General features: G+C 70.6%; 25 protein-coding genes and 1 pseudogene. 17 read left to right on the forward strand and 9 right to left on the reverse strand.

The genetic code is table 11. The annotated features are described in order from the left end of the window. Positions 1–107 precede the first annotated feature (107 nt). On the forward strand, positions 108–1478 hold the full coding sequence (locus tag ACMGFI_RS16905; protein WP_436911038.1) for an urea ABC transporter substrate-binding protein: 1371 nt from the start codon (positions 108–110) through the stop codon (positions 1476–1478). A 163-nt stretch (positions 1479–1641) separates the two neighbouring features. Here the strand turns inward: ACMGFI_RS16905 and ACMGFI_RS16910 are convergent, their stop codons facing one another. Continuing rightward, positions 1642–3024 carry a dihydroorotase gene (locus tag ACMGFI_RS16910; protein WP_436911040.1) on the reverse strand — a complete coding sequence of 461 codons (1383 nt, stop codon included), beginning with the start codon at positions 3022–3024 and terminating at the stop codon, positions 1642–1644. A gap of 128 nt (positions 3025–3152) precedes the next feature. Then, a complete protein-coding gene (locus ACMGFI_RS16915; RefSeq protein ID WP_436911041.1) occupies positions 3153–4007 on the reverse strand; it encodes a cysteine hydrolase family protein in 855 nt (284 codons plus the stop codon). A gap of 301 nt (positions 4008–4308) precedes the next feature. Between ACMGFI_RS16915 and ACMGFI_RS16920 the strand changes: the two genes are divergently transcribed. Together ACMGFI_RS16920 and ACMGFI_RS16925 are read left to right on the forward strand one after the other, a co-directional pair. Further along, entirely contained in the window at positions 4309–4539 is a 231-nt protein-coding gene (locus tag ACMGFI_RS16920) for a DUF8106 domain-containing protein (RefSeq protein WP_436911042.1), read from the forward strand. Positions 4540–4603: 64 nt separating this feature from the next. Beyond that, positions 4604–6511 (forward strand): PINc/VapC family ATPase, encoded by a 1908-nt coding sequence (locus ACMGFI_RS16925; RefSeq protein WP_436911043.1) that lies wholly within the window; start codon positions 4604–4606, stop codon positions 6509–6511. 69 nt (positions 6512–6580) lie between these two features. Here ACMGFI_RS16925 and ACMGFI_RS16930 read toward each other — a convergent pair whose 3' ends face one another. Then, complete coding sequence (locus tag ACMGFI_RS16930) at positions 6581–8650, reverse strand: PQQ-dependent sugar dehydrogenase (RefSeq protein ID WP_436911044.1); 2070 nt, start codon at positions 8648–8650, stop codon at positions 6581–6583. A 415-nt stretch (positions 8651–9065) separates the two neighbouring features. Between ACMGFI_RS16930 and ACMGFI_RS16935 the strand changes: the two genes are divergently transcribed. After that, a complete protein-coding gene (locus tag ACMGFI_RS16935; protein ID WP_436911045.1) occupies positions 9066–10379 on the forward strand; it encodes a DUF7978 family protein in 1314 nt (437 codons plus the stop codon). 63 nt (positions 10380–10442) lie between these two features. Here ACMGFI_RS16935 and ACMGFI_RS16940 read toward each other — a convergent pair whose 3' ends face one another. Next, a complete protein-coding gene (locus ACMGFI_RS16940; protein ID WP_135366170.1) occupies positions 10443–10715 on the reverse strand; it encodes a winged helix-turn-helix transcriptional regulator in 273 nt (90 codons plus the stop codon). 273 nt (positions 10716–10988) lie between these two features. Here ACMGFI_RS16940 and ACMGFI_RS16945 point away from each other — a divergent pair, with 273 nt between their 5' ends. From ACMGFI_RS16945 to ACMGFI_RS16960, 4 genes are all read left to right on the forward strand, one after another. Next, positions 10989–11291: an EMC6-like membrane protein gene (locus tag ACMGFI_RS16945; protein WP_436911046.1), complete on the forward strand. Its 303-nt coding sequence runs from the start codon at positions 10989–10991 to the stop codon at positions 11289–11291. 2 nt (positions 11292–11293) lie between these two features. Then, on the forward strand, positions 11294–13126 hold the full coding sequence (locus ACMGFI_RS16950; protein WP_436911047.1) for a ribosome biogenesis/translation initiation ATPase RLI: 1833 nt from the start codon (positions 11294–11296) through the stop codon (positions 13124–13126). Between the two features lie 66 nt (positions 13127–13192). Beyond that, a complete protein-coding gene (locus ACMGFI_RS16955) occupies positions 13193–13396 on the forward strand; it encodes a type II toxin-antitoxin system HicB family antitoxin (RefSeq protein ID WP_436911048.1) in 204 nt (67 codons plus the stop codon). Between the two features lie 3 nt (positions 13397–13399). Further along, positions 13400–13645, forward strand: a complete 246-nt coding sequence (locus ACMGFI_RS16960) for a type II toxin-antitoxin system HicA family toxin (protein WP_436911049.1) — start codon at positions 13400–13402, stop codon at positions 13643–13645. A gap of 56 nt (positions 13646–13701) precedes the next feature. Here the strand turns inward: ACMGFI_RS16960 and ACMGFI_RS16965 are convergent, their stop codons facing one another. Both ACMGFI_RS16965 and ACMGFI_RS16970 read right to left on the reverse strand, forming a co-directional pair. Further along, entirely contained in the window at positions 13702–14658 is a 957-nt protein-coding gene (locus tag ACMGFI_RS16965; RefSeq protein ID WP_436911050.1) for an ROK family protein, read from the reverse strand. Between the two features lie 123 nt (positions 14659–14781). Beyond that, complete coding sequence (locus ACMGFI_RS16970) at positions 14782–15534, reverse strand: hypothetical protein (protein WP_436911052.1); 753 nt, start codon at positions 15532–15534, stop codon at positions 14782–14784. Positions 15535–15764: 230 nt separating this feature from the next. Between ACMGFI_RS16970 and ACMGFI_RS16975 the strand changes: the two genes are divergently transcribed. The 3 genes from ACMGFI_RS16975 (at position 15765) to ACMGFI_RS16985 (ending at position 18739) form a co-directional block, all read left to right on the forward strand. Then, the gene (locus ACMGFI_RS16975) at positions 15765–16766 is read left to right on the forward strand and encodes an ABC transporter ATP-binding protein (RefSeq protein WP_436911053.1); all 1002 of its coding nucleotides are present in this window, start codon (positions 15765–15767) and stop codon (positions 16764–16766) included. Between the two features lie 2 nt (positions 16767–16768). Continuing rightward, positions 16769–17620, forward strand: coding sequence for an ABC transporter permease (locus ACMGFI_RS16980; RefSeq protein WP_436911055.1), 852 nt, complete (start codon positions 16769–16771; stop codon positions 17618–17620). Positions 17621–17740: 120 nt separating this feature from the next. After that, positions 17741–18739 carry a WD40/YVTN/BNR-like repeat-containing protein gene (locus ACMGFI_RS16985; protein WP_436911057.1) on the forward strand — a complete coding sequence of 333 codons (999 nt, stop codon included), beginning with the start codon at positions 17741–17743 and terminating at the stop codon, positions 18737–18739. Between the two features lie 3 nt (positions 18740–18742). Here ACMGFI_RS16985 and ACMGFI_RS16990 read toward each other — a convergent pair whose 3' ends face one another. Continuing rightward, positions 18743–19864, reverse strand: a complete 1122-nt coding sequence (locus ACMGFI_RS16990) for an ATP-binding protein (protein WP_436911059.1) — start codon at positions 19862–19864, stop codon at positions 18743–18745. 119 nt (positions 19865–19983) lie between these two features. Here ACMGFI_RS16990 and ACMGFI_RS16995 point away from each other — a divergent pair. Then, positions 19984–20744, forward strand: a pseudogene (locus ACMGFI_RS16995) (PHP domain-containing protein). On the opposite strand, the gene ACMGFI_RS17000 reads toward ACMGFI_RS16995, so the two are convergent. Continuing rightward, the gene (locus tag ACMGFI_RS17000; RefSeq protein ID WP_436911060.1) at positions 20741–20938 is read right to left on the reverse strand and encodes a hypothetical protein; all 198 of its coding nucleotides are present in this window, start codon (positions 20936–20938) and stop codon (positions 20741–20743) included. The pseudogene ACMGFI_RS16995 and the gene ACMGFI_RS17000 overlap by 4 nt on opposite strands. Positions 20939–21053: 115 nt before the next feature. Further along, positions 21054–21575, reverse strand: coding sequence for an archaemetzincin family Zn-dependent metalloprotease (locus ACMGFI_RS17005; protein WP_436911062.1), 522 nt, complete (start codon positions 21573–21575; stop codon positions 21054–21056). A gap of 40 nt (positions 21576–21615) precedes the next feature. Here ACMGFI_RS17005 and ACMGFI_RS17010 point away from each other — a divergent pair, with 40 nt between their 5' ends. The 5 genes from ACMGFI_RS17010 (at position 21616) to ACMGFI_RS17030 (ending at position 24587) form a co-directional block, all read left to right on the forward strand. Continuing rightward, entirely contained in the window at positions 21616–22005 is a 390-nt protein-coding gene (locus tag ACMGFI_RS17010) for a UPF0146 family protein (RefSeq protein WP_436911064.1), read from the forward strand. Positions 22006–22124: 119 nt separating this feature from the next. After that, positions 22125–23006 (forward strand): TIGR01548 family HAD-type hydrolase, encoded by an 882-nt coding sequence (locus tag ACMGFI_RS17015; protein WP_436911066.1) that lies wholly within the window; start codon positions 22125–22127, stop codon positions 23004–23006. A gap of 184 nt (positions 23007–23190) precedes the next feature. Continuing rightward, positions 23191–23859, forward strand: a complete 669-nt coding sequence (npdG, locus tag ACMGFI_RS17020) for an NADPH-dependent F420 reductase (RefSeq protein WP_436911068.1) — start codon at positions 23191–23193, stop codon at positions 23857–23859. 60 nt (positions 23860–23919) lie between these two features. Further along, positions 23920–24192, forward strand: a complete 273-nt coding sequence (locus ACMGFI_RS17025) for a hypothetical protein (RefSeq protein ID WP_436911071.1) — start codon at positions 23920–23922, stop codon at positions 24190–24192. Beyond that, on the forward strand, positions 24174–24587 hold the full coding sequence (locus tag ACMGFI_RS17030) for a putative toxin-antitoxin system toxin component, PIN family (RefSeq protein WP_436911072.1): 414 nt from the start codon (positions 24174–24176) through the stop codon (positions 24585–24587). The genes ACMGFI_RS17025 and ACMGFI_RS17030 overlap by 19 nt, the downstream gene beginning before the upstream one ends. Position 24588: the final 1 nt, after the last annotated feature.

A 24588-nucleotide genomic window follows, 5' to 3' on the forward strand; every position in this document is an offset into this window, starting at 1 on the left:
AAATTCGAGAGATGCGTGTACGAAGTTCAACGAAGCGTGGTGAATTCGGGTATTATTTGTACGAATGACATATACTCGGTTCGGGCAAACGGGCGGAGTGGTCGGCGATGAGCGACTCGCCGGACTCGGGGCCGGGCAGGATGTCGCGGCGCCGGTTCGTCGGGACGGCGGGAACGACGCTGCTCACGACGGCGTCGCTCGCGGGCTGTTCGGGCGGCGGTGACGGTGACAGCGGCGGTGGCGGCGACGGCGGGGACGGCGGCGACGGCGGGAGCGGCGGTCCCACGAGCAGTCAGACCAGCGCGGAGCCGGTCACCCTCGGCGTCGTCGACGCCCAGTCGGGCAACGCGGCGCTGGGCGGCACGCCCAAGGTGCAGGCGAGCGAGCTCGCGGTCCAGGAGATAAACGACGAAGGAGGGATCCTCGGGCGGGAGGTGGAACTGCTCACGCCCGACCCGCAGTCGGACATCCCGACCTTCCAGCAACACGCTCGGCGCCTGATCAACCAGGACGACGTCGACGCGCTGTGGGCCGGGATCCGGAGTTCGGTCCGCGAGGCCGTCAGACCGATCGTCGACCGGAACGAACAGCTGTACTTCTACACGACCCAGTACGAGGGCGGAGTGTGTGACTCCTACACGTTCCCGATGGGTGCGACGGCGCGCCAGCAGCTCGTCCCGGTGATGGAGCAGCTCGTCGACGAGTACGGCCCCAACATCTACACGATCGCGGCCGACTACAACTTCGGCCAGCTGTCGGCCGACTGGATCAAGATCCTCGCCGACAACATGGACGCGAACGTCATCGGCGAGGAGTTCGTCCCGCTGAGTCAGACGCAGTTCGGCTCCTCGATCAGCCGGATTCAGGAGGAAGACCCGGACGTGATCATGTCGATCCTCGTCGGTCAGAACCACGCCTCCTTCTACAACCAGCGGGCCTCCGCGGGGCTGGACATCCCCATCGGGACCTCGACGAGCATGGCCCTGACCTACGAGCACCTGCGGCTGGACCCGCCGGCGCTCGAAGGCGTCAACGTCGGGACCAACTACATGGAGGAACTCCCCACCGAGCGCAACCAGGAGTTCGTCGACCGCTACTACGAGATGTTCCCGGACGCGCGCTATCTCAACCAGAGCGGCCACAACAACTACTTCTCGACGCACCTGTACAAGCAGGCCGCCGAGCAGGCCGGCACGGTCGAACAGCCCGAGGTGATCGCCGCGCTCGAAGAGGGCATGGACATCTCCGCGCCCGAGGGCGACATCTCGCTGCACGGTCCGACCCACCACATGTCCCACAACATGCGGGTGGCTCGCGCCGACGAGAACCACGAGATCACGTTCCTCGACCCGCCGGGCGACGCGGGCAACCTCGTCGAGCCCTCGTTCCTCCAGGACGTGGGCTGTAACCTCGTCGAGGAAGACGAGACCACCCAGTACGTCCCCTCCGAACTCGAGGGCGTCCCGGACGACCTCTGAAGGCCCGGCCGACCCCGGGACCACCGACCGAATCGCCGACAGCCGGATCCACTGACCGGCTCGGCGCGTTCTCACACCCCTGCGCTCTCCCGACTCGACAGCCGCGCGGTGGCCGCCGCTCTTCGACGCCGCGAGTCGTGAAAAGAAACCGCGAAGACGCCGTCTATCGGTCCCAGTCGGGGACTTCGCGGTCGACGAACTCGCCGTGGCCGACTTCGCCGACCACCTCGCCGTCGTCGGCGACCAGCTCGCCGCGGACGAACGTCCGCTCGACGCGGCCGGTCACCTCGCGGCCCTCGTAGACCGAGAAGTCGGAGATGGACTCGTTGTCGGCGGGGTCGATCGATTCGGTCGCGTCGGGGTCGAACACGACCAGGTCAGCGTCGGTCCCCGGTTCCAGGGTCCCCTTGTTCGGCATACCGAAGATCCGGGCGGGGTTGGCACAGAGCGCCGAGACCATGAACGGGTAGCTGAAGCCGCGCTCGACGACGGCCTCGTCGTGGAAGACGGGCAGGGTTCGCTGGATGGAGTTCATCCCGAAGGTACCGTCCCACCAGTCGTCGACCTGTTTGTCCGCGCGGGTGTAGCCGCAGTGGTCGGTCGACACCACGTCGAGCGTGCCCTTGTCGAGGTGTTCGAACATCGCCTCGTTGTCGTCGGGCGTCCGCAGCGGCGGGGCGGCCATCGGCAGCAGTCCCACTTCGTCGAACAGCGAGCGGTCGGCGACCGTGTACTGCACGCAGGTCTCGGCGCGGATCCGGTCGCGGTGCTCGGCGCGGTGGGACTCGATGACCTCGGCGGCGTCCCGGCAGGTCGTGTGGATCCCGTAGTAGCGACAGTCGGCCTCCATCGCCATCCGGATGGCGTCGTCTGCCGCCATCGCCTCCGCCCGCGCCGGCCGGGACCGCGGGTAGTACTCGGGGTCGCCCTTGCCCTCGCGCTTGTAGCGCTCGGTCGTCGCCTCGCAGATCGACGAGTCCTCCGTGTGGAGCACGGCGACCAGGTCCAAGTCCGCCGCGGCTTCGAACACCTCGTCGATGAACCCGTTGGGCAGGCCGTGCTCGTAGGCCGTGAACATCTTGATCGAGGTGACCCCCGCGTCGCGCACGGCCGCGAGTTCGTCGAAGATCGCCGGGTCCTCCCTGGTGATCGCCCCGTGTAGCGCGTAGTCGACCACCGAGTCCTCAGCTTTGGCCTGCTTGCGCTCGATACCCTCGAGTAGCGTGCTCTCCTCGTCGAAGATCGAGCTCTCGCTGACCCAGGCCTGCCAGGCGAAATCGAGCATCGTCGTCGTCCCGCCCAGCGCCGCGGCCTTCGAGGCCGTCTCGTAGGTGTCGCGGCTGAACATGTCGTCGAGGTGAACGTGCGCGTCGACCACGCCCGGCATGACGAGCTTCCCCGTCGCGTCCACCTCTCGGTCGCCGGCCGGGAGTCCCTCCGCCGCGCCGACCGCGACGATCTCGCCGTCGTCGACCGCGATACTCGCGTCGGCCGTCCCGCCCGGTCCGACCAGCCGTCCGCCGGTGATGAGTGTCTCAACCGTCACACGACGACCACACGTCCGACAGACTTATCCGAATATGATCGCGCAAATATTCCGAAACTCCCCTGTCTCTGTGTCGAATGATCTCCGATCCGGGACGAAAGAGGACGAACGGGTGTTCGGGCTCGGACTCAGCCGTCGAGTCCGTCGACGGCGTCGACGAACCGCTCGGAGTCGGAGACCCAGCCGAAGACGCCGCCCTGCATCTTGATCTGTCTGATCGCGGCCTCGCGGTTGCCCTCGTCGGTCGCGCCGGTCGCGTCCTTCAGGAGGACCGGCCAGTAGCCGCGGTCGTTTGCCTCGCGCATGATCGTGTGGACGCACACGTCGGTCGTGATGCCGGCGATGACGAGGTACTCGACCCCCAGGCGGTCGAGGACCATCCCGATGTTCGTGTTGGCGAACGCGCCCTTCGTGGGTTTGTCGACGACCGGCTCGCCCGGTTCGGGGGCGAGTTCGTCGATGATGTCCCAGTTCTCGTTGCCGCGGGTCAACAGCGGTCCCGTGCCGCCCGGCGGCGTCTCTCCGATGCCGACGCCCTCGCCGGCGGCCTTGCTCCGGAGGACCTTGTTGAACGGCGCGTCGCACAGGTCCGGATCGTGGCCCTCGCGCGTGTGGACGACTTCCAGATCCGTCCCCCTGACCGCGTCGAGCACGTCCGCGATCGGTTCGACCGCCCGCCGCGTCAGCGAGAGGTCGTAGCCCATCGCGTCGACGTAGCCGTCCTCCCCGCAGAAGTCCGTCTGCATATCGATCGAGAGAAACGCCGTTCGACCCGAATCGAACTCGACGGCGGCGTCGTCCCCGAAGTCGGGGCAGTCCTCCACGGGCACCTCGAACAGTTCGCCCTTCGGCGGCCCGTAGAGCCACTCCGGGTAGCGGAACACCCCCGTCTCGCGGAACTCCTCGTAGGCGGCCTCGACCCGTTCGAGGTACGCGTCCCGTCCGTGTTCGTCGACGTACGTTGTACTGGTCACTCGTGTCACACTCTGGAAATACAGTACCGGCGCGTCGAATTATCTGTGGCTTTCGTGGCAATATTTCCTCAGTACCGGTGAAAAGAAAGACGAACGTCTACCGAAGGTGGCGTCGTGCGACTGAGCCGTCGACGTGGGCGGCGTACTTGGACGGTAGTCCGGCGGTTCCTGCCCGTCGTCTCCGACCACACCCCGTCAGCAGGCCCGACCCGACCGCGAGTGTGCGACACCATTTCACGGTTCTGCGGTCGCTACCGATTGATAATGGGCAAAAGGGGTTTTCCGTATCCAGCACCTACCCCGGGGTACGATGAGCGTACACGCGCCCGCCACGCCCGAAGGTGACCCGCCCCCGAAAGCGACGCTGTTCTGTCCCGACTGCGGCCACGAGAGCCCGCCGACCGGCGACTGGACCGTCCGCCGGGCCGACCCCCGCGCGGACGGCGAGCGCGGCCGGACGGGCGACGCGGTCGTCGCCTGCCCCGACTGCGGGACGGAGATCGCGACCCGCGGCGGCTCGGAACTCGCGCCGTTCGCCTGACCGACCGCGATAGTTTCTCCCCGGCATCACGGGCCTTATCACGACGGGCGGCCGTAGCCACGGTATGAACATCGTTCCGGACACGAGCGTGGTCATCGACGGCCGCGTGTCCGAGCAGATCGAGGCCGACGCCGACCCCGACTCCGAGGCCGTCGGCGAGGGATTCGCCGGCGCGACCGTCTACGTCCCCGAGGCGGTCGTGGGCGAGCTCGAGGCCCAGGCCAACGACGGCCGCGAGAGCGGCTGGGACGGCCTCGAGGAGCTCCAGCGGCTCGCCGGGCTCCACGACGACGGCACCGTCACCGTCGAGTACGTCGGCCGCCGCCCCGCCGAGGTCGAACAGCGCGAGGCCGGCGAGGGGAAGATCGACGCGATCATCCGCGACCTGGCCGACGACCACGACGCGACGCTCGTCACCAGCGACGTGGTCCAGAGCGAGGTCGCGAGGGCCAAGGGCCTGGACGTGGTCTACCTCGAACCGCGCGGCCGGGACACCGAGTCGCTCGACATCGAACAGTTCTTCGACGAGACGACGATGAGCCTCCACCTCAAGGTCGGCGTCGCGCCGATGGCCAAGCGCGGCGAGATCGGCGACATGCACTACGAGACCATCCGGGAGGAGGCCTCGACGGAGAACGATCTCAAGGAGTGGGCCCAGGACATCGAGAACTCCGCGCGGGCCAGCGCCGAGGGGTTCGTCGAACTCGACGAGCCGGGGATGACCATCGTCCAGTTCCGCCAGTACCGCATCGCCATCGCCCGGCCGCCCTTTTCGGACAAGCTGGAGATCACGGCGGTCCGCCCCATCGTCAAGACCGACCTCGACGACTACGAGCACGCCGACGAACTCCGCGAGCGACTGCTCGAACACCAGCGCGGCGTCCTGATTTCGGGTGCGCCCGGCGCGGGGAAATCCACCTTCGCCCAGGCCGTCGCGGAGTTCCTCGCCGACTCGGACTTCGCGGTCAAGACCATGGAGAAACCGCGCGACCTCCAGGTCGGGGACAACATCACCCAGTACACCGAACTCGGGGGGTCCATGGAGAAGACCGCCGACTCGCTGTTGATGGTCCGGCCGGACTACACCATCTACGACGAGGTGCGCAAGACCGACGACTTCGAGGTGTTCGCGGACATGCGGCTGGCCGGCGTCGGCATGGTCGGCGTCGTCCACGCGACCCGGGCCATCGACGCGCTCCAGCGGCTCGTGGGCCGGGTCGAACTCGGGATGATCCCGCAGGTCGTCGACACCGTCGTCTACATCGAGGCCGGCGAGGTCGACACCGTCTACGACGTGACGACCGAAGTGAAGGTCCCCGAGGGGCTGATGGAGGAGGACCTCGCGCGCCCGGTCATCATGATCCGCGACTTCGAGACGGGCCAGCCCGCCTACGAGATCTACACGTTCAACCGCCAGGTCGTCACCGTTCCCCTCGGCGAGAACGCCGAAGACGGCGGCGCCGGCGCCGAGAGCGGCACCGAGCGCATCGCCAAACAGGAGGTCGAGCGGGAGATCCGGGCCATCGCCCACGGCCACGTCGAGGTGGAGATCAAGAACCCGAACACCGCCGTGGTGTACGTCGAAGAGGACGACATCTCCGCCGTCATCGGCAAGGGCGGCGGCCGCATCACCGACGTGGAGAACCGCCTCGGTATCGACATCGACGTGCGGACCTTCAGCGAGCGCCCGCAGGGCGCGTCCGGCGGTTCGGGCGGATCCGGTGGCGGCGGTGGCGGCGGTTCGAGCGGTGGCGGCGAGATCGTCACCCCCGAGATCACCTCCCGCCACGTCGTCATCCCGATGGACGGCTACGAGGGCGAGACCGTCGAAGTCCAGGCCGACGGCGAGTACCTCTTCACCGCGACCGTCTCGCGGGGCGGCGAGGTGCAGGTCTCCCGCGGCTCGGCCATCGCCGAGGAACTCGAACGGGCCATCGACCGCGGCAAGACCGTCACCGTCAGCCCGTCGTAGGCCGACGAGCAGGGGCCGGGCGCCGGCGGCGCGGTCGCGCCCTCGAACGCCCGTCGACCCCCGACGGCGCTATCCGGACGAGTCCGTCCCCGTCGCGGTGTCGGTTCCCGTCCCTTCCGGCGTCTCCGTCCTGTCGGGCGTTTCGCCCTCTTCGGGCGGGACGATCTGGAGCACGGCACCGGTCTCGCCCTCCGGGACCCCCTCTTTGTTGACGAGGACGTAGACCTCGCCGTCGGCCCCCCGACCGAACATCCGGACGAACCAGTCGAACCCGCCGCGGACGTCGAGTTCGGCCATGTCCCACAGCTCGTCGCGGGGCACGTCGCTCTCGTCGATGGCGGTCCCGGCGTCGGTACCGGTCGATGTCCCGGTCGGGGTGTCCGTCGCTGTCTCCGTGCCGGTCGCCGTTCCAGTTCCGGTCGCCGTCCCGGTCCCGTCGCCGGCGTCGAAGCTCTCGGGCGGGTCGGCGGTGAAGATGCGACCTTCGGGAGCGGCGCGGCTCACGTCGGTCGTCCACGTGCCGAAGACGTACTTCCCGTCGAGTTCGGGGACCGCCGCGCCCTCGTAGCGGTGACCGCCCACGATGGTGATGCCGACGCTCGCGCCCTCGTACTGGTGGGGATACTCCACGATGGGGTCGATCAGGTCGCTCCCGTCGTAGGGCGCCTCGTCCGGCTCCGTCTCCGGGCAGTCGGTGATCGCGTCCGGGTCGCCGGGGTTCTCGGTGCTGAAACAGTGGGTCCCCTCCTTGACGTTCCAGCCGTAGTTGCCGCCGCTCTCGACGACGCTGGCCTCCTCCCAGAGGTTCTGCCCGGCGTCGGCGACGAAGCAGTTCCCGGCCGAGTCGAAGGAGATCCCGAACGGGTTGCGGAAGCCGTAGGCCCAGATCTCGTCGCGGGCCCCCTCGACGTCGGTGAACGGGTTGTCCTCGGGGATCCCGTAGGGGGTGTCCTCGCCCGACCCGTCGACGTCGATGCGGAGCACGTCGCCGAGGAGGTTCTCGGTCACGTCCTGACCGTTGCCGCCGGCGTTGCGGTCGTACCAGTCGTCGACGTGGCCGTACATCTCGTCGTTGGCGCCGCCGCCGTCGCCCATCGGGACGTAGAGGTAGCCGTCGGGGCCGAACGCCATCGGGCCGGCGTCGTGGTTGTACTGCGGGTGCTGGATCGTCAGCAACCGCCGCTCGCTGTCGGGGTCGCCCGACTCGCCGCCGTCGGTGGTCTCGAACTCGGAGACGACCTCGACGTGGTCCCACCCCTCGGGCGTCTCGTCGTTCGGCGGCGCGCTGTAGTGGAGGTAGAACAGCCCGTTCTCCGCGAAGTCGGGGTGGAAGTCGACGCCGAGCAGCCCCCGCTCGTCGTACTCCGACTCGGGGTTGGCGTACGAGCCGTTGAACTCCCCCAGCGTGACCATCCGGTCGCTCACGTCGACGAACGGCTCCGACCTGAGTTGGTCGCCCTCGACGACGTACAACTGGCCGGTCTGGTCGGTGACGAACCGGCGGTCCCCCGCCCCCTCCGGTTCCGCGAAGTCCGTCGGGGCGGTCAGCGCCCCGTTGGCCACCTCGCGGACGCCGACCTCCGCGCCCGATTCGAAGAAGCCGGCGTCGGCCGGCGTCCCGGGAGCCGTCTCGGTCCCGTCGGTCGTCTCCGTCTCGCCGGCGGTGGCGGTCGCGGTGCCGCTCACCTCGACCGACCCCACCATCGTGTCGGGGTGGACGGTGCAGATATACTGCGTCATCTCCGGCGTCGCGGTGAACGTAAGCGTCGTCGTCGCGCCCTGCTCGGAGACGATGTCGGTCCCGACGACCTCCGCCCCGTCGCCGTCCTGGATGACGAAGTCGTGCGGCAGCCCGTCGAGGTTCTCCCAGACCACCTCGTACTCGGTCCCGGCGGTCAGTTCGAGCGTCGGGTTCTCGGCGCCCTCGATCGCCGCGGGCGACTGGCCGACCCAGCCGGACACCTCCCCGCCGAACCGGTAGGTCTCCTGCTGGCTCCCGAACGCGATGCTCCCGAGGCCCGCGAGCGCGCCGGTCGCCGCGCCGGCCTCCAGCAGGCGCCGCCGCGTGGGGCGCCACCCGCTCGCCTGTGCGCGCTCGTCGTCGTCGATACCGTCTCGATCGCTGGATCTCTCTGTCATTGTCCGTCACGCACAACTCTCCGAGCGCGGTGGAAAAGGGCGGCAATCGTTCTCCCGGTATCCCGAGAGAAACGATGACAGAGCTCGCCTACCGCCGATCGGCGCGGCGATGTGTCCACAGTTACCCGACGGAACCGCCGCCGGCCGAGGCGACTCACCGCGACGGCGTTGTGCCGCCTCCGGGCGGGTCCCGACCCGGTACGGGAACCGGTCCCGGTCGGAGTAAGCCGTCCGGTGGCCCGACGGCGTCCCCAGGCCCCGGGCGAAACGTCGCCCTACGGGGCCGGCGGCCGTCGCGCGACGGTGCGCGCCACCGTCGCTCCGTCACCCACCGACGTTCACGCGGACGGCGGAGCGCTCCGAGCGGGCTCCTGCGCGGCACAAGACTTACCAGTCGACTGGGTAACCGTTCGCTATGTCGCCGGCCGACCGCGAGGCGCGACTGCGAGCGCGACTCGCCGCGGCAGCGCCCGGACGGGACGCCGTGGTGGTCGGGAGCCTCGCGGGGTTCTGCGCGTTCGTCGTCGGGTACGCGGCGACGTTCCTCTCGGAGCGCCACCGGGTCCGCGACCCGACGCGGCCGGTCCTCTCGCGGTACGGCTACGGGGTCGACGCGGGCCTGGAGATAACCGTGGGTCCCGGCGGCGCGCTCCCCGAGGCGTGGCAGTTCGCGGCCTGGCAGTACCACCGGCTCCACGGTGTCAGTCTCGACCCGTGGTTCGGTGCCGGGGGGACCGTCGCCCCGCCCCAGCCCGCGCTCGCGGTCGCGCCCGCGGCGGTGCTGGTCGCGGCGGGGTTCCTGCTGGTCGCCCGGACCCGGGCGGACGGCCCCCGGGCGGCGGCCGGCCGCGGCGCGCTCGTCGCGGTCGGGTACTTCCCGCTGGCGGCCGGGTCGGCTCGGCTGTCCGCGTGGGCGGCGCCCGACTCCGTCGAGGTCGTCATCTCGGGGGTCGGCGCGACGACCCATCCGCTCGGCACCGTCGCGGTCCCGCTGGCGCCGGCCGTCGTCCTGACCGGCCTCGTCGTCCCGGTCGCGTTCGGCGCGCTCGGCGGGTGTCTCGCGTTCGCGCGGCGCGACGGGACGTTCCCCCGGTCGCTCCTCGCTCGCGGCGCGGTCGCCGGCGCCGCGGCGTTCGCGACCGGGTGGGCTGTGGTCCGATATCTGACCGGGCGCCGCCTCGCGACCGAGCGCCGCTCCCCGGTCGAGGCGGTCGGCGCCGTCCCCGACGGCGAGTACGCGGGGATCGCGCCCGGGGCGGTCGACCCCGGCCCGAACGTCCTCGCGACCTGGCAGTACCACCGGCTCCACGGCGGGTCGATGGTCGCGCGGTACCGGCAAGCAGTCGACGACGGCGTCGACGCGATCGAGGTGGTCGAACTGGCCGGGAACGCCCCGCTCGTCCCGGTTGCTGTCCTCCTCCTCGCGGGGGCGGCGCTGGTCTACTCGGCCGGCGCGTCGGACTGGAGGACTGCGACGCTCCGCGGCGGGGCCGTCGCGGTCGGGTACCTGCCGGTCGCGGCCGCGACGGCGCCCCTGTCGGCGTGGACGCCGCCCGCCGCGCCGGACCTGGTGCTCGCGGTGTCCGTCCTCGACGCGGTCCAGCGGACCGGCCTGCTGTACCCGGTGGTGGTCGGCGCCGTCGGCGGGCTCGCCGGGTTCGCCGCGGTGGCCGCGACCGGCCGCGTCGGTCGCGCGCTGGCACGGATCGGCACGCGCGGAGCGTCGTAGCGGGGCGGGGTATCGTAGCGGAACGCGCGCGAGTAGCGGAGCGTCGAGAGAGCGAGAACGGAGTCAGTCGGCGGAGGCGGCGGCCTCGCAGTCGCCGTCGCAGTCGGGCTTGTCGATCTCGTAGAGGTTCTGGCGGGCGTCAGCGAAGTAGACGTCCTCCTCGACGACGCCGACCTCCTCGAGGCGTTCGAGGGCGTAGCGGACGGTCCGCGCCGAAAGCATCGACTCCTCGACGATCCCCTTCTGGGTGAGCGGACCGTCGTACTCCAGTACTTTGAAGACGAGTTTCGCGCTCGGCGGCAGGTCGCTGAGGTCGTCCCCGTCTGTCTCGGGCATCGGTGGATCGGTGGGGCGCGCGTACAATAAAGATTCACACTGGCGACAGCCAAGATCCCACTGTATCGCCGCCACGGGAGCGGAGACGGTCGGCTCCCCCGACGCGGTCGGCGGCCGAGCGGTCGGCGGCCGAGGAGGGACGGCACGGAGGGCGAGTGGACGCGCAGGACGAGGGGCGCGCAGGACGGGGGCGGGCGAAGACGCGGCGGCGCCCGACCCGGCGGCGGGGTCGGGAACGAACGGCTTTTGGGGACGCGTGGCGGAGACGGACGTATGGCTACCGAAACCGCCGAGGGGTGGGACGACCACCTGCGGGGGCTGACGGTGACGACGCTCGCCTCCCTGCTGGGGATCGGCGCCGGCGTGGCCGCCCAGGCGCTGGCGACCGGCCCCAGCGACCGGCTGGGCCTGTACCTGCTCGGCGCGGCGGTGCTCGTCCAGCTCCCCGTCTACATGGCGCTCGGCATCGACGTTGACGACTTCGGCCCCAAGGAGTACCTCTACATCGCCTTCATCACCTTCTCGCTGTGGTTCGTCTCCTGGGGTATCCTGCTGACCGCGGAGACCCCCCTGTAACGATGTCCGACGACTCCATCGCGGTCGTCGACCTCGACCGCTGCCAGCCCGACCGCTGTAACTACGAGTGCGCGAACTTCTGCCCGCCGAACCGCTCGGGCAAGGAGTGCATCGTCACCCGCGAGGAGCGCTTCGAGGACGAGGAACCCTACGAGGGCGACCCCGACCAGATCCACATCTCCGAGGAGATCTGCCTCGGCGAGTCCTGCGGTATCTGCGTCAACAAGTGCCCGTTCGACGCCATCGAGATCATCAACCTCCCGCAGGAACTCGACGAGGAGCCCGTCCACCGCTACGGCGAGAACGCCTTCGCCCTCTACGGCCTGCCCGCGCCCCAGGAGGGGCAGGTGACGGGCATCCTCGGCCCCAACGGCATCGGGAAGACCACCGCGGTCCGCATCCTCGCCGACGAGATGGCCCCGAACCTCGGGCAGGTCTCCGGCGACCCCCCGGGCTGGGACGCCATCATGGAGGAGTACCGCGGGACCGAACTGCAGACCTATCTCGAAGCGCTCCGCGAGGGCGACGTGACCGTCGCCCGCAAACCGCAGTACGTCGACCAGATCCCCGACCAGTTCGACGGGACCACCCGCGAGCTGCTGGAGCGGACCGACGAGCGCGGCGCGCTCGACGAGCTCATCGACCGCGTCGGGATCCGCCCGGTCGTCGACCAGGACATCGACACGCTCTCCGGGGGCGAACTCCAGCGGGTCGCGCTGGTGGCCTGTCTCGCCCGCGACGCCGACTTCTACTTCCTCGACGAGCTGACCCCCTACCTCGACATCGGCCAGCGGATGACCGCTGCGCGGCTGGTACGGGAACTCGCGGACGAGGAGGATCGGTCGATGCTCGTCGTCGAACACGACTTGGCCATCCTCGACCTGCTGGCCGACACCATCCACGTCGCCTACGGGTCCCCGGGCGCGTTCGGCGTCGTCACGAGCCCCAAGTCGACCAAGAACGGCATCAACGAGTACCTCGGCGGCTACCTCGAGAACGAGAACATGCGGGTCCGCCAGGAGTCGATCACCTTCGAGGAACACGCCCCGCGGACGACCGCCGAGGGCGAGGTCGTCGTCGAGTACCCCGACCTCACCAAGTCATACGGCGACGGCGAGTTCTCCCTGGCGGTCGAGGGCGGCACGATCCAGGAAAACGAGGTGCTGGGCGTCGTCGGCCCGAACGGCATCGGGAAGTCGACGTTCGCCCAGCTGCTCGCCGGTCGGCTGGAACCGGACGAGGGCGAGGTCGACGCGCGGATGGACATCGCGTACAAGCCCCAGTACGTCGAGATCGACCAGCCGATGCGCGTCGACGCCTTCCTCTCCTCTATCACCGACGACTTCGGCACCTCCTACTGGAACACGGAGATCGCCGACCCGCTCCAGCTGGACCGGGTCATGGAGCAGGACCTCACCGACCTCTCCGGGGGCGAGCGCCAGCGCGTCGCCATCGCGGCCTGCCTCTCGGAGGACGCCGACCTGTACCTGCTGGACGAGCCCTCGGCGCACCTCGACGTGGAACAGCGGGTCCGCGCCACCAGCGCCATCCGCCGCTACGCCGAGAACCACGACGCCACCGCGCTGGTCATCGACCACGACATCTACATGATCGACCTGCTCGCCGACCGGATGCTCGTCTTCGACGGCGAACCGGCCGAGCGCGGCCACGCCTCGCCGCCGGTGAGCATGCGCGACGGCATGAACGAGTTCCTCGCGAACCTCGACATCACCTTCCGCCGCGACGAGCGCACCGGCCGACCGCGGATCAACAAGCCGGGGTCGCAACTCGACCGGGAGCAGAAGTCGGCCGGCGAGTACTACTACTCGGACTGACCCGTCGGTGGGGCCTGTTTCGGGCACGTCCGAACCCTTTTCAGACATTCCGCCGTACCGACCCGTATGAGCACAGGGCGGGAGATCCGGCTCATCGAAGAAGACGACGGCTGGTGGTCGGCTATCGACGAGGAGACGGGGGCCGCGAGCCAGGGACCGAGCAGGACGGAGGCGCTGGCAAACCTCGACGAGGCCGTCGAGGCGACGCGAGCGGCCCAGGAAGCTGACGGCGAGGCGCCCGAACCCGACGCGCCGTGGTTCGACGGGTAGCGGATGGTCTCTCGTGACTTTTCGGGGGAGGAGATAGTCAACGTCCTTCGCAAATTCGGGTATCGCCACGACCGGACGCGGGGAGACCACGCGATTCTCAAGTACACGCACCCCGAGACGGGCGAGAAACGGACCGTCACCGTCCCGCTGCACGACGGCGTCCGGACCGGGACGCTACAGCAAATCGCGGACCAGTGCGGGGCGGACGATTTCCACTCGTGGTGTGAGTGGATCGACGAACATCGCTAAGCCACATTCGCCGTCAGTCGATGTGTGTGACGAACGGGTTCTCGGGGGCTTCGAGGTCACCGCTCTACCTGAGCGGCCGCCAGCGCACCGTAGAGACCGATGTCGTCGCCAAGCGGCGTGAGCCGAACGGTCGGGCGGTCGACGAACAGGTATCGGTCGAGGTGCTCCTCGATGCCGGAGACGATCCGGTCCGGGTTGTTCAGCGCGACGCCGCCGCCGAGCGTGACCAGCCCGGGGTTGGCCGCGTTGCAGACCCCCGCGATCCCGGCGGCGTTGTACCGGTCGACCTCGTCGAGGCAGTCCCGGGCCCACGCCTCGCCCGCGTCGGCCGCGGCGAACACCGATTCGGCCGTGTGGCCGCCACCGTCGAGCCCGACTGCTCCGGGGCGGCCGTCCCCCCGCTCCGCGTCCGAGGCGGCGTCGCCGTCGGCGAACTCGGCGGCGAACCGGGGGATGCCGCGGCCGGAGCAGACCGCCTCCCACGCGCCGGCGACCCCCGTGCTCTCGTACTCGCGGGGCGCGACTGGGAGCAGGCCGAACTCGCCGGCCTGACCGTCCGCCCCCCGGAGAAGTCGCCCGCCTTCGACGACGCCGCCGCCGATGCCGGTCCCGAACGTCACGTGGGCGAGGCTGTGCTCGTCGTCGCGCGCGCCGTAGTACCACTCCCCGAGCGCGGCCGCGTTGCAGTCGTTGACGAGCACCGCGGGGAGCCCGTGCGCGCGGTCGACCGCTCCGGCGACGTCGATCCGGTCGATCGTCTCCCCGGTCGGCGTGTCGAACTCGCGGATCACGCCCGCCGAGTCGTCGACGAGCCCGGCGGTCGAGACGGCCACGGCGTCGAGGGGGCGGTCGGTCGACCGCCGCAGGTCGCCCACCGCCGTCGCGAGCTGGTCGGCGAGGTCGCGGGGGCGCGTCGGCTCGGCGGCGACGTCGGTCAGGAACTCCCCGCCCGTCGTGGCGACGGCGGACCGGAAGTTCGTGCTCCCGATACCGAACGCGGCGACGCGGTCCATGGGTCCGACGATCCGGCGGACGGGCATGAGTATTCGGTTGTTACTCCGCCGGGACGGGCGGGCGACGAGTCGCCGAGCGGGTCGGTGCCGCAGACCGCCCGGGAGGTCCCGGCCGGGCCGCGGCTACAGCTCCTCCCAGACGCGCCGCACGGTCTGTCCCGGACGCCGAACCCACGAGACCGCGCCCCGGACCGCCGTCGACGGGTCCCGGCGGAGCGTCCGGACCGCGGGGACCACGTCGTGTTTCAGCGCCTGTGCGAACTTGACCAGCGCAGCCGCGCCGACCGCGAGGAACATCACGGCCGCGACCAGGATGAAGAGGACCGCCTCGACGCCCCCGTCGCTCAGCAGCGGCCACGGCGTCAGCCACTCGGCGGCCCAGAATCCCGACAGGACGACGAGCGCGCTCGCGGCGAGCTTCAGCGCGCCGTCGGCGCGCTCGTCCCACGGGTCGGCGCTCAACCGTTCGCGAACTTCCCGCTCGGTCTCGCGGCGGACCTCGTCGGCCGTCCGCAGCTCCAGCCGGCGGAGCGTCGCCGCGTCGTCGACCTCGGTCGCCAGGTCCGCGGCCCGCTCGCGCGTCCGGACCACCAGGTCGTCGCGGTCGTACCCCCGGAGCAGCCGCACCCGCTCGGCGACCAGCTGCGCGTCGGCGAGCGCGCGTCGCAGTTCCTCGTCGGAGAGGTCGTCGACGGCGAGTTCGAGCTGGCGGTCCGGGTAGTCGGCGAGCAGTTCGAAGTCGAGCAGGCCGGCGCGGACCCGCTCGCGGACGCGCTGCTGGTCGCGCCGGACCTTGTCCTCCCCCATGCCGTCGAACCCCTCGCGGATGCGACTGCGCTGTTTCTTCGTGAGCAGCGAGGCGGATCTACCACCCATAATTCGGACAGGTTCGCTCTCGCCCTTAATACCACGCATCCGTTCCGCCGGCGACCCGACGGGTGTATCGGGATACACCCACAGAGCGGTACCTACACCGACGATATGCGACCCGTGGTCGGGCCGATCCGGACCCGGTCGGATCGCGGGTGTACGCCGATACCGCGAACGTACCAGATCCTGAACAATGGGTGGGGATTAATCAGGAGCGGTCGGTAGCGGCGAGTGCGATGCCCGCCATCGAGACCACCGCCCTGACGAAACGCTACGGCGACGTTCGCGCGGTCAAGGGACTCGACCTCGCCGTCGACTCGGGGGAGGTCTTCGGCTTCCTCGGGCCCAACGGCGCCGGGAAGTCGACGACCATCGACCTCCTGCTGGGGTTCCGGCGGCCGACCGAGGGGTCGGCGACCGTGCTGGGACACGACGCGACCGCCGAAGCCCGCGCGGTGCGGGCCCGGACCGGACTCCTCCCCGAGGGCTGCGAGTTCTACGAGAACCTGACCGCCCGCGACCACGTGCGGTCGGCCGTCGAGGCGACGGGCGCCGACGACGACCCCGACGCCGTCCTCGACCGCGTCGGGCTGGACCCCGGGGCGGCCCGCCGGCCCGTCGGCGGCTACTCCACGGGGATGACCCAGCGACTCGCGCTGGGAGTCGCGCTGGTCGGGGAGCCGGACCTGCTCGTCCTCGACGAGCCCTCCAGCGGGCTGGATCCGTCGGGGATCCGGCTGCTCCGGGAGATCGTCCGCGAGGAGGCCGCCCGCGGCGCGACCGTGTTCTTCTCCTCGCACATTCTGGGGCAGGTCGAGCAGGTCTGCGACCGGGTCGGGATCATGGCCGGGGGCGAACTCGTCGCCGTCGACGCCATCGACGACCTCCGGGCGGAACTCGGCGCGAACGAGGTCCTCGACGTGACCGTCGCGGAGCCCCCGGAGCCGTCGGCCCTCGCCGGGATCGACGGGGTGGCCGACGTGACGGTCGACGGCGACACCGTCCGCGCGGAGTGCTCCCGACCCGAGGCGAAGGCCGCTGTCGTCGCCCGGCTGACCGAGCGCACCCGCGTCCGCGACTTCGGGGTCGAGGACGTCTCGCTCGAATCGGTCTTCGACGAGTACACGTCGGGTACCGGCTCGACCCGTCGCGCGGCCGGCGACACCGGCGGTGCCGAGTCGGCCGCCGAGGGGAACGACGGGAGCGGCCGCTCCATTCCGCTGCTGGGAGGTGGGTGACCGTGGCGACGAACGCCGTCACGGTCGCCCGCGACGACTTCCTGAACGCGGCGCGGTCGCACGTCGTCCTCGGCGTCGTCGGCGCCTTCGTCGTCAGCGTCGCGCTCGTCTTCCTCGCGGAGATGGACCTGTTCCCCGACCCCTATCGGACGCTGAACGACGTTGCCCTGCTGTTCGTCCTCGTCGGTCCGGTCCTGCTGGCGCCGCTGACGTATCTCGCCGTCGCCGGCGACCGCGCCAGCGGGCGGCTGAAGTACGTCATGGGGCTGCCGGCGAGTCGACCGGGCTACGTCGCTGCCAAGGTGGTCTCGCGGGCGGGCGTCGCGGTCGCGGCGGTCCTCGCCAGCCTGGCCGTCGGCTTCGCCGTCGCGCTGGCGGCCTTCGAGAACGCGCCCGACCCCGGCGCGTTCGCGCTGTTTGCCGCCGCCTCGGCGCTGTACGTGGTGACGTTCGTCTGTATCTCCGTCGCCATCTCCGCGAGCGTGACCGGCCGCTCGCGGGCGATGTTCGGCGCCGTCGCCGTCTACTTCGTCCTGGTCCCCTTCTGGCTCGGGATCACCCCGCCGCTGACGCTCGGGACGCTCCTCTCGGCCGTCGGCGACCTCCTCGGGACCGAGCTCTCGACGTCGACCCGCGAGTTCGTCGACGCGCTGTCCCCGCTGCGGGCCTACGGCGGGCTGATCGACCCGGTCTTCGCGCAGGGCGCCGAGAAGTACGAGCGGTTCGCGCACTTGAGTAGCGGCGCCGACGCCGTCTACGAACGGGCGTGGTTCCACGTCGCCGTCCTGCTCGCGTGGTCGCTCGGCTCGGTAACCGTCGGCTACCTCCGGTTCCGCCGCGCCGAACTCGCGTGAACTGCCGGACCGTCCGCCGATATCTCGCGGCTTCGGCCCTCCACCTCCGAAACCAGTCCGTTTCCGGACAAAAAATGGCTTCAGCGAGCGCTTTTCCGCCCGTCGCCCGTCCATTCGACCATGCTCCTCGCCGGCAGCGACGACGGCGTGTATCGGTTCCCCGACCGCGACGGCCCGACCGACCGGACGGCCGAGCGGACCCTCGCCAGCGGCCGCGTGATGCGACTGCGGACGTTCGACGGCCTCGACGGCTGTTTCGCGGCGACGACGACCGGGCTCTTCCACTCGCCGGACGGCGAGACGTGGGTCGACCTGGGAGTCCCGACCGAAGCGGTCTACAGCGTCGGCGCGCTCCCCGGCGGGCAGCTCTACGCCGGGACCCGTCCGGCCCGCGTCTACGCCGGCGAGTTCGAGGACGGCGTCGACGCGGGCGAGTCCGACGACGGCGGCCCGGCCGTCGAGTGGCGCGAGTGCGAGGGGTTCCAGCGGCTCCCCTCGCGCGAGGAGTGGCGGCTCCCCCGCCACGACGACCTCGCGCAGGTGCGCGACCTCCACCACGACCCGGCCGACCCCGACCGGCTGGTCGCCGGGGTCGAGGTGGGGGGCGTCCACGGGAGCGACGACGGCGGCGAGACGTGGGTCGAACTGCGGGGGGACGACTCCGCGGGCGACGCCGTCGACGACGACATCCACGAACTCCACGTCGCCGGGCCGGGCGAGTACGTCGCCGCGACGGGGTTCGGCCTGTTCCGGACGACCGAGGGCGGAGAGTCGTGGGCGCGACTGGACGAGGGGGTCGACCAGCGGTACTTCCGGACGGCGTTCTCGCTGGACGGGACCGTCTACGCCGGCGGCGCGCTTTCGAACTCCGCGACCTGGGACGACCCCGACGCCGACCCCGAACTGTTCGCCGTCCGCGACGGCGCGGTCGACGCCGTCGAGTTCCCCGCGGCCGACGAGACGGTCACCGGGATGGCGGCGGCCGACGGCGACCTGGTCGTCGCGACCCACCGCGGGTCCGTCCTCGTCCGCCGCGGCGGCGAGTGGACGGCGGTCGGCGAACTGCCGGTGCCCGGCGACCTCACGGGGAGATACACGCCGCTCGCGGAACTGGCGTGAGCGCTACCCGCCGACCGCCCGCTGGTCGGGCCGCAGCGCGGCCGCGTCGTCGGCGTCGGCCCGCGGCAGCGTGACGACGACGGTCGCGCCGTCGTCGCCCCCGCGGCCGTCGTCGGCGATCCGGAGGTCGCCGCCGTACCGGTCGACGAGCGTCGCCGCGATGCGGAGCCCGCCGCCCTCGCTCTCCGCGCCCGGCCGGTAGACGGTCGGCCGCTCCCCGGGCGCGAACCCGGGGCCGTCGTCGCTGACGGTCAGGCGGACGACATCCTCGTCGCGCTCGACGGTCAGCGAGACGTGCGGGTCGTCGCTGTCGTTGTGCTCGACCGCGTTCTCGACGAGGTTGTCGACGACCGACCGGAGGCCGGCGTTGGCGACGACCGGCGCCCGCTCGGGGAGGTCGGTCCGCACGGTCGCGGCGGTGGCGGCCTCGATACTGGCGGCCGCCTCGTCGGCCACCGCGGCCAGGTCGACCGGCTCGTACTCGGCCTCGCCGGCGACGGTCTTCGCCAGCGAGCCCGCCGTCTCGATGCGCTCGAAGGCCTCCTCGGTCTTCTCGCGGACGACCGCCGCGTGGTCGGCCACGTCCTCGCCCGCCACGTCGGCGTCCTCGATCTCGCCCGCGTAGGCGCGGATCACCTGCATATCGTTGCGCAGGTCGTGCCTGACGAGCCCGTTGACGAACGCGAGCGCGTCGCTCGCCCGCTGGGCCCGGGTGGCGTCGGCGACCGCCCGCGCCCGGTAGTAGCCGGCGACGACACCCGCCAGCCCGCCGAACGAGGCGGCGACCAGCAGCGTGAACGCCGGCTCGGTGACGACCCTGTCCTCCAGGAGCCGGACGCCGATGGTCAGCCCGACCGCGCCCGTGAAGACCACGACGCCGCCGAGCGACCAGACGGCCGCCATCCGGCGGTACTCGGCGTCCAGGTCCGTCCGCCCCAGCCGGTAGCCGGCGTACACCAGCGCGACCGCCGGGACGCCGTCGACCAGCAACGCGAGCATCGGCGCCCGGAGCGACCCGAGCGTCGCGGCCTCCGCCGCGTGGTGGACGAGCGCGGTCGCCGCGAGCACGGCCCCCGCGCTCGCGACGACCAACGGGCCCATCCCCCACCGGCGGTGTGTATCCATGATCCCCGTTTAGGACTTGCCCTTTTTCAATGGGATGCCTAATGGCCGGGAGTCCGCCGCTCCCGGCCGGCCGTCGGCGGTCCCGAAAGGTCCTTCGGGCGACCGCTTCAGGTACGGACGTGTACGACTACCACGTCCACTCCAACTACTCGGACGGGGAGTTCATGGGCTCGATGGTCCGGGCGGCCGCGGACGCGGGGCTGGACGGCGTCGGCTTCGCCGACCACTGCAACGTCTCCGACCGGGAGGGGCCCCGCCGGGCCAAGAAGCGGCTCGGCTTCAACCTCGACGCGACCTACGAGGCCGCCGCGACGCCATCGCCGACCTCCGCGCCGACCACGACATCCGCGTGTTCGACGCCGTCGAGCTGGACTACCACCCGGCCGACGAGGCCGAGATCCGGGCGTTCCTCGCGGAGGCGGGCTTCGACTACGCCGTCGGGAGCGTCCACGAGCTCCGCGGCGTGAACGTCCACCGGGACTACTTCGCGGACCTCCCGGCGGCCGAGCGGGCGGCCGCGGTCGACGAGTACTTCGACCGGGTGGTCGCGCTCGTCGAGTCCGAACTGTTCGACGTCGCCGCCCACCTCGACATCGTCGAGCGCAACCCGGCGCTGCGGGGCCACGCGAGCCCCGACCACTACGAGGCGGTGGCGGCGGCGCTGGCCGACTCGTCGACGGTCCCGGAGCTCAACGCCGGCCGGGTCGACCGCGAGTACGGCGAGTTCCACCCGAACGCCGAGTTCCTGTCGGTGCTGGCCGACCGCGACGTGGCGGTGACCGTCGGCTCCGACGCCCACACGCCGGATTCGCTGCGAGAACGGATACCCCTGCTCCGCGACCGCCTGGCGGCCGCCGGCGTCGACACGGCGACGCTCTAGTTCGACGCGCCGTCGAGGTCCGCGTCGATGGCGCCGCCGAGGCCGTCGTCGTCCGGCGCGTACTCGTCGTCCTCGGACTCGGAGACCTTCTCGCCGTCCGCCTCCTGTGACTCCGTCACGGTGTCGTCGCCGGTGACCGAGACGAACAGTTCGCCGAGTTCACGCGTCCGCTCGCGGTTCTGGGATTCGCTCATCACCCCTGCTTCGCGGGGAGCGGGAATAGCGCTGGTGCCTAACCACGTTGGTATCCCGCTGTTCGGTCGAGAACGGCCGCGAGCGCAGTCGTGTGGCCGGTACTGCCGGTCGGGGTCACATGACCTCGCGCTGGCAGGTCCCGCAGAGCGCCTCGTCTTTGATGTCGACCTCGCGGACGGTGGGCGAGAAGCTCATGACGCAGCGCTTGTTGTCGCAGTGTTCCAGGCCCATGGTGTGGCCGATCTCGTGGATGACCTCCTTGCGGACGCGGTCGGAGAACACGTCCTCGTCGGAGCGCCGGGAGATGCCGCCGTCGGAGGAGGTGTTGAGGCGGTAGGTGGAGATGACCGACCCCTTGCCGTCGAGGTAGGCGAGGCCGAAGACGTAGTTGCGGCGGTGGTAGAACAGGTCCTTGGGCGTGATGGCGATGTTCTTGTCGCCGTCGCCGACGCGGGTGGCGAGCTTGATGAACGATTCCGCGCTGTACTGGTCGCGACTGCGGTCGTACGCGCCGGAGGGGATCGACTGCGTGTCGTGCATCGTCACGTCGCTCTCGTAGACGGCCCGGAGGCTCGCCGAGGCCTCGCGCTTGACCTCGGCGCGGACGTCGCCCACCGGCACGATGTCGACGTGCATACGGGACGTTTATGCGTGCCGCCGTGATAAACTCCCCGCTGTGATCCCCGAGACGCTGGACGGATTGGTCGCCCGCTTCGCCGAGTTCGACGCCGCCGTCGAAGTGGGGATCGGCCGCCGCACGGTCGTCGCCGACGCCGTCGCCGAGACCGGCACGGACGTGACCGCCACCGACCGCCGACCCCGGTCGGTGCCCGACCCGGTCCGGTTCGTCGTCGACGACGTGACCGACCCCGACCCGTCGGTGTACGCCGACGCCGACCTCGTGTACGCGCTGAACCTCCCGCCGGAGCTCCACCGGCCGACGCTGGCCGCCGCCCGGGAGGCCGACGCCGCGTTCATGTTCACGACGCTGGGCACCGACCAGCCGCTCGTCCCCGTCGACCGGGAGACTATCCCCGCGGAGACGCTGTTCGTCGCGCGGGGCTGACCGCGGACCGACCGTGACCGTCCTCGACAGCGCCCGCCGAACCCACCGTCGCCGTTCCCGCCGAAGGTTCTCCCGAGTCGGAACGGACTTTTGCCAGGAGGTCATCCCGGGAGACACGAATGAACGCGGACGCGGTCGTGCTCGACGTCGACGGCGTGCTCGTCGACGTGGCCGACTCCTACCGCCGGGCGATCGTCGAGTCGGTGTCGCGGGTCTACGGCGACACCATCCCGAAGGAAACCGTCCAGCAGTTCAAGGACGCCGGGGGGTTCAACAACGACTGGGAGCTCACCTACGCCGCCGCGCTGTACGTCCTCGCCGACGGGGCGGGGCTGGGGCTGTCGCTCCCCTCGTTCACCGACCGGGTGGCCGCCACCGGCGGCGGCGTCTCCGCAGCGGAGACGGTCGTCCTCGACGCGCTGGGGCCCGCCGAGCGCGAGCGCGTCATGAACGAGTGGGACCCCGACCGCCTCCGAGAGGTGTTCCAGCAGCTGTACCTCGGTAGCGACCTCTACCGCGAACTGGAGGGTGCCGAGCCCGACATGGACACCCCGGGGTACATCCACGACGAACCCGTCATCCTCGACGGCGAGACGATCGATGCGCTCCAGGCCCGCTACGACGTGGGCGTCCTCACGGGCCGACCCGCCGCGGAGGCCGACATCGCGCTGGACCGGGTCGGGCTGGACGTGCCCGACGAGCACCGCTTCACGATGGACGACTGGGAGGAGGGCAAGCCCCACCCCCGCGCGCTGGTGACGCTGGCCGAGCGCTTCGACGCCGACTCCGTGGTCTTCGTCGGCGACACGCTCGACGACATCAAGACGGCCGTCAACGCCACCGGCGAGGACCCCGACCGGGCCTACCGCGGCGTCGGCGTCCTCACCGGCGGGCTGACCGGCGAGGCGGGCCGCCGGAAGTACGAACGCGCCGGCGCGACCGCGGTGATCGACTCCGTCAACGACCTGCCCGCACTGCTCGACGGCGATAGCGGGAACTGATACGGATTATTGCAAGACATTCCGGGATCGACCGCACGCAGTCGTGCGGTCGACCCGGTAAACGCTTGCAATAATCCGTATGACTCCGCGGCGCGGGGAGCGGGCGCGACCACGGCGCCCGGCCCGACTCTCCGCGCTCGCCGAATCGCCAACGCTTATCCTGACCTCGGCCTACGGCCCCGACATGGACATCGCACTGCTTGGCGGCACCGGCGACATCGGCGAGGGACTGGCGCTTCGGTGGGCCTACCACACGTCCCACACCGTCGTCGTCGGCTCCCGGGACGCCGAGCGCGCCGAGAACAAGGCCGAGGAGTACGCGACCGAACTCGACAGCCGCGGCGTCGACGCCGACGTCGCGGGCGCCGAGAACGCGGCGGCCGCGGCCCGCGCCGACGTGGTCGTCGCCGCCGTCCCCGCGTACCACCTCACGGACACGATCGAGGCCGTCGCCGACGAACTCGACGCCGGCGACGTGCTCGTCTCGCCCGCCGTCGGGATGAAACGCGACGAGGAGGGGATGCACTACAACAGGCCCGGCGCCGGGAGCGTCACCGCGCTGGCCGCGGGCGCGGCACCGGACGACGTGGCCGTCGTCGGCGCGTTCCACAACCTCGCCGCCGACCGCCTCGCGAACCTCGACGCCGACCTCGACGTGGACACGCTCGTCGTCGGCGACGACGAGGACGCCGTCGACACCGTCTCGTCGCTGGCCGAAGGTATCGAGGGCCTGCGGGCCGTCTCCGCCGGCCCCATTGCGAACGCCGCCGAGGTCGAGGCGCTAACCCCCCTGCTCATCAACATCGCGATGAACAACGAGGGGCTGCACGACGTGGGCGTCAAGTTCCACTGACGGCGGTATCTCGCGACGACCCGCCGAACCCTTTTATTCGATGGCGAGCAATCTCCCGATATGAGCGCCACTGTCGAGATTACGGAAGAAGACGGACGGTACACGGCCGTCGACAGTGAAACGGGGACCACGGGGGTAGGGGAATCGCGGGCGCTCGCGCTCGCGGCGCTCGCGCTCAGGCTCGGGGAGCGCGACGGCGATATCACGGTCGACGACGCCGACACGGAAACCGCACTCCGTGCCCTGGGCGCCCGGGTCCGTCACAGGTTCGAGGAGGAGGGGGTCACCGAGGGCGATGTCGACGACGCTATCGCATGGGCCCGGTCACAGTAGTTTTCGACACGAACGTTCTCGTGTCCGCTCTCGGGTTCGGCGGGAAACCACTGGCGGCGCTGGTCCGCGCACTCGACGATTCGGAGATTGATGTCGTCGCCAGCGAGCCGACACTCGCCGAACTCGGCCGCGCGATGGAGTACGACCGGCTCCCGTTCACCGAACGGGACAGGGAACTGTTCCTGACCATTCTTCGTCGTGAGACCGAAATCGTGACTACTGCCGAAACAGTCGATGCGGTCGAACGTGATCCGGACGACAACGCCTTTCCGGAGTGCGCTGTCGCGAGTGACGCCGACTTCCTGATTTCGGGCGACGACCATCTGCTCGATCTCGGCGCGTTTCGCGGAACCGATATCGTCTCGCCGGCCGGCTTTCTGGAATCTGTCCGGTGAC

Origin of the sequence: Halosimplex marinum, from assembly GCF_051414075.1 — an archaeon.
Lineage (GTDB): Archaea > Halobacteriota > Halobacteria > Halobacteriales > Haloarculaceae > Halosimplex > Halosimplex marinum.

Bases quoted from the DNA above. Each gene is read 5' to 3' on its own strand.
- ACMGFI_RS17015 (WP_436911066.1), top strand. From the start codon at position 22,125: ATGAACGCGGACGCGGTCGTGCTCGACGTCGACGGCGTGCTCGTCGAC.
- ACMGFI_RS16975 (WP_436911053.1), top strand. From the start codon at position 15,765: ATGCCCGCCATCGAGACCACCGCCCTGACGAAACGCTACGGCGACGTT.
- ACMGFI_RS17025 (WP_436911071.1), top strand. From the start codon at position 23,920: ATGAGCGCCACTGTCGAGATTACGGAAGAAGACGGACGGTACACGGCC.
- ACMGFI_RS16950 (WP_436911047.1), top strand. From the start codon at position 11,294: ATGTCCGACGACTCCATCGCGGTCGTCGACCTCGACCGCTGCCAGCCC.
- ACMGFI_RS16930 (WP_436911044.1), bottom strand. From the start codon at position 8,650: ATGACAGAGAGATCCAGCGATCGAGACGGTATCGACGACGACGAGCGC.
- ACMGFI_RS17030 (WP_436911072.1), top strand. From the start codon at position 24,174: ATGGGCCCGGTCACAGTAGTTTTCGACACGAACGTTCTCGTGTCCGCT.
- ACMGFI_RS16925 (WP_436911043.1), top strand. From the start codon at position 4,604: ATGAACATCGTTCCGGACACGAGCGTGGTCATCGACGGCCGCGTGTCC.
- ACMGFI_RS16905 (WP_436911038.1), top strand. From the start codon at position 108: ATGAGCGACTCGCCGGACTCGGGGCCGGGCAGGATGTCGCGGCGCCGG.
- ACMGFI_RS16935 (WP_436911045.1), top strand. From the start codon at position 9,066: ATGTCGCCGGCCGACCGCGAGGCGCGACTGCGAGCGCGACTCGCCGCG.
- ACMGFI_RS16965 (WP_436911050.1), bottom strand. From the start codon at position 14,658: ATGGACCGCGTCGCCGCGTTCGGTATCGGGAGCACGAACTTCCGGTCC.
- ACMGFI_RS16955 (WP_436911048.1), top strand. From the start codon at position 13,193: ATGAGCACAGGGCGGGAGATCCGGCTCATCGAAGAAGACGACGGCTGG.
- ACMGFI_RS16920 (WP_436911042.1), top strand. From the start codon at position 4,309: ATGAGCGTACACGCGCCCGCCACGCCCGAAGGTGACCCGCCCCCGAAA.
- ACMGFI_RS16985 (WP_436911057.1), top strand. From the start codon at position 17,741: ATGCTCCTCGCCGGCAGCGACGACGGCGTGTATCGGTTCCCCGACCGC.
- ACMGFI_RS17000 (WP_436911060.1), bottom strand. From the start codon at position 20,938: ATGAGCGAATCCCAGAACCGCGAGCGGACGCGTGAACTCGGCGAACTG.
- ACMGFI_RS17005 (WP_436911062.1), bottom strand. From the start codon at position 21,575: ATGCACGTCGACATCGTGCCGGTGGGCGACGTCCGCGCCGAGGTCAAG.
- npdG (WP_436911068.1), top strand. From the start codon at position 23,191: ATGGACATCGCACTGCTTGGCGGCACCGGCGACATCGGCGAGGGACTG.
- ACMGFI_RS16990 (WP_436911059.1), bottom strand. From the start codon at position 19,864: ATGGATACACACCGCCGGTGGGGGATGGGCCCGTTGGTCGTCGCGAGC.
- ACMGFI_RS16970 (WP_436911052.1), bottom strand. From the start codon at position 15,534: ATGGGTGGTAGATCCGCCTCGCTGCTCACGAAGAAACAGCGCAGTCGC.
- ACMGFI_RS16960 (WP_436911049.1), top strand. From the start codon at position 13,400: ATGGTCTCTCGTGACTTTTCGGGGGAGGAGATAGTCAACGTCCTTCGC.
- ACMGFI_RS16940 (WP_135366170.1), bottom strand. From the start codon at position 10,715: ATGCCCGAGACAGACGGGGACGACCTCAGCGACCTGCCGCCGAGCGCG.
- ACMGFI_RS16945 (WP_436911046.1), top strand. From the start codon at position 10,989: ATGGCTACCGAAACCGCCGAGGGGTGGGACGACCACCTGCGGGGGCTG.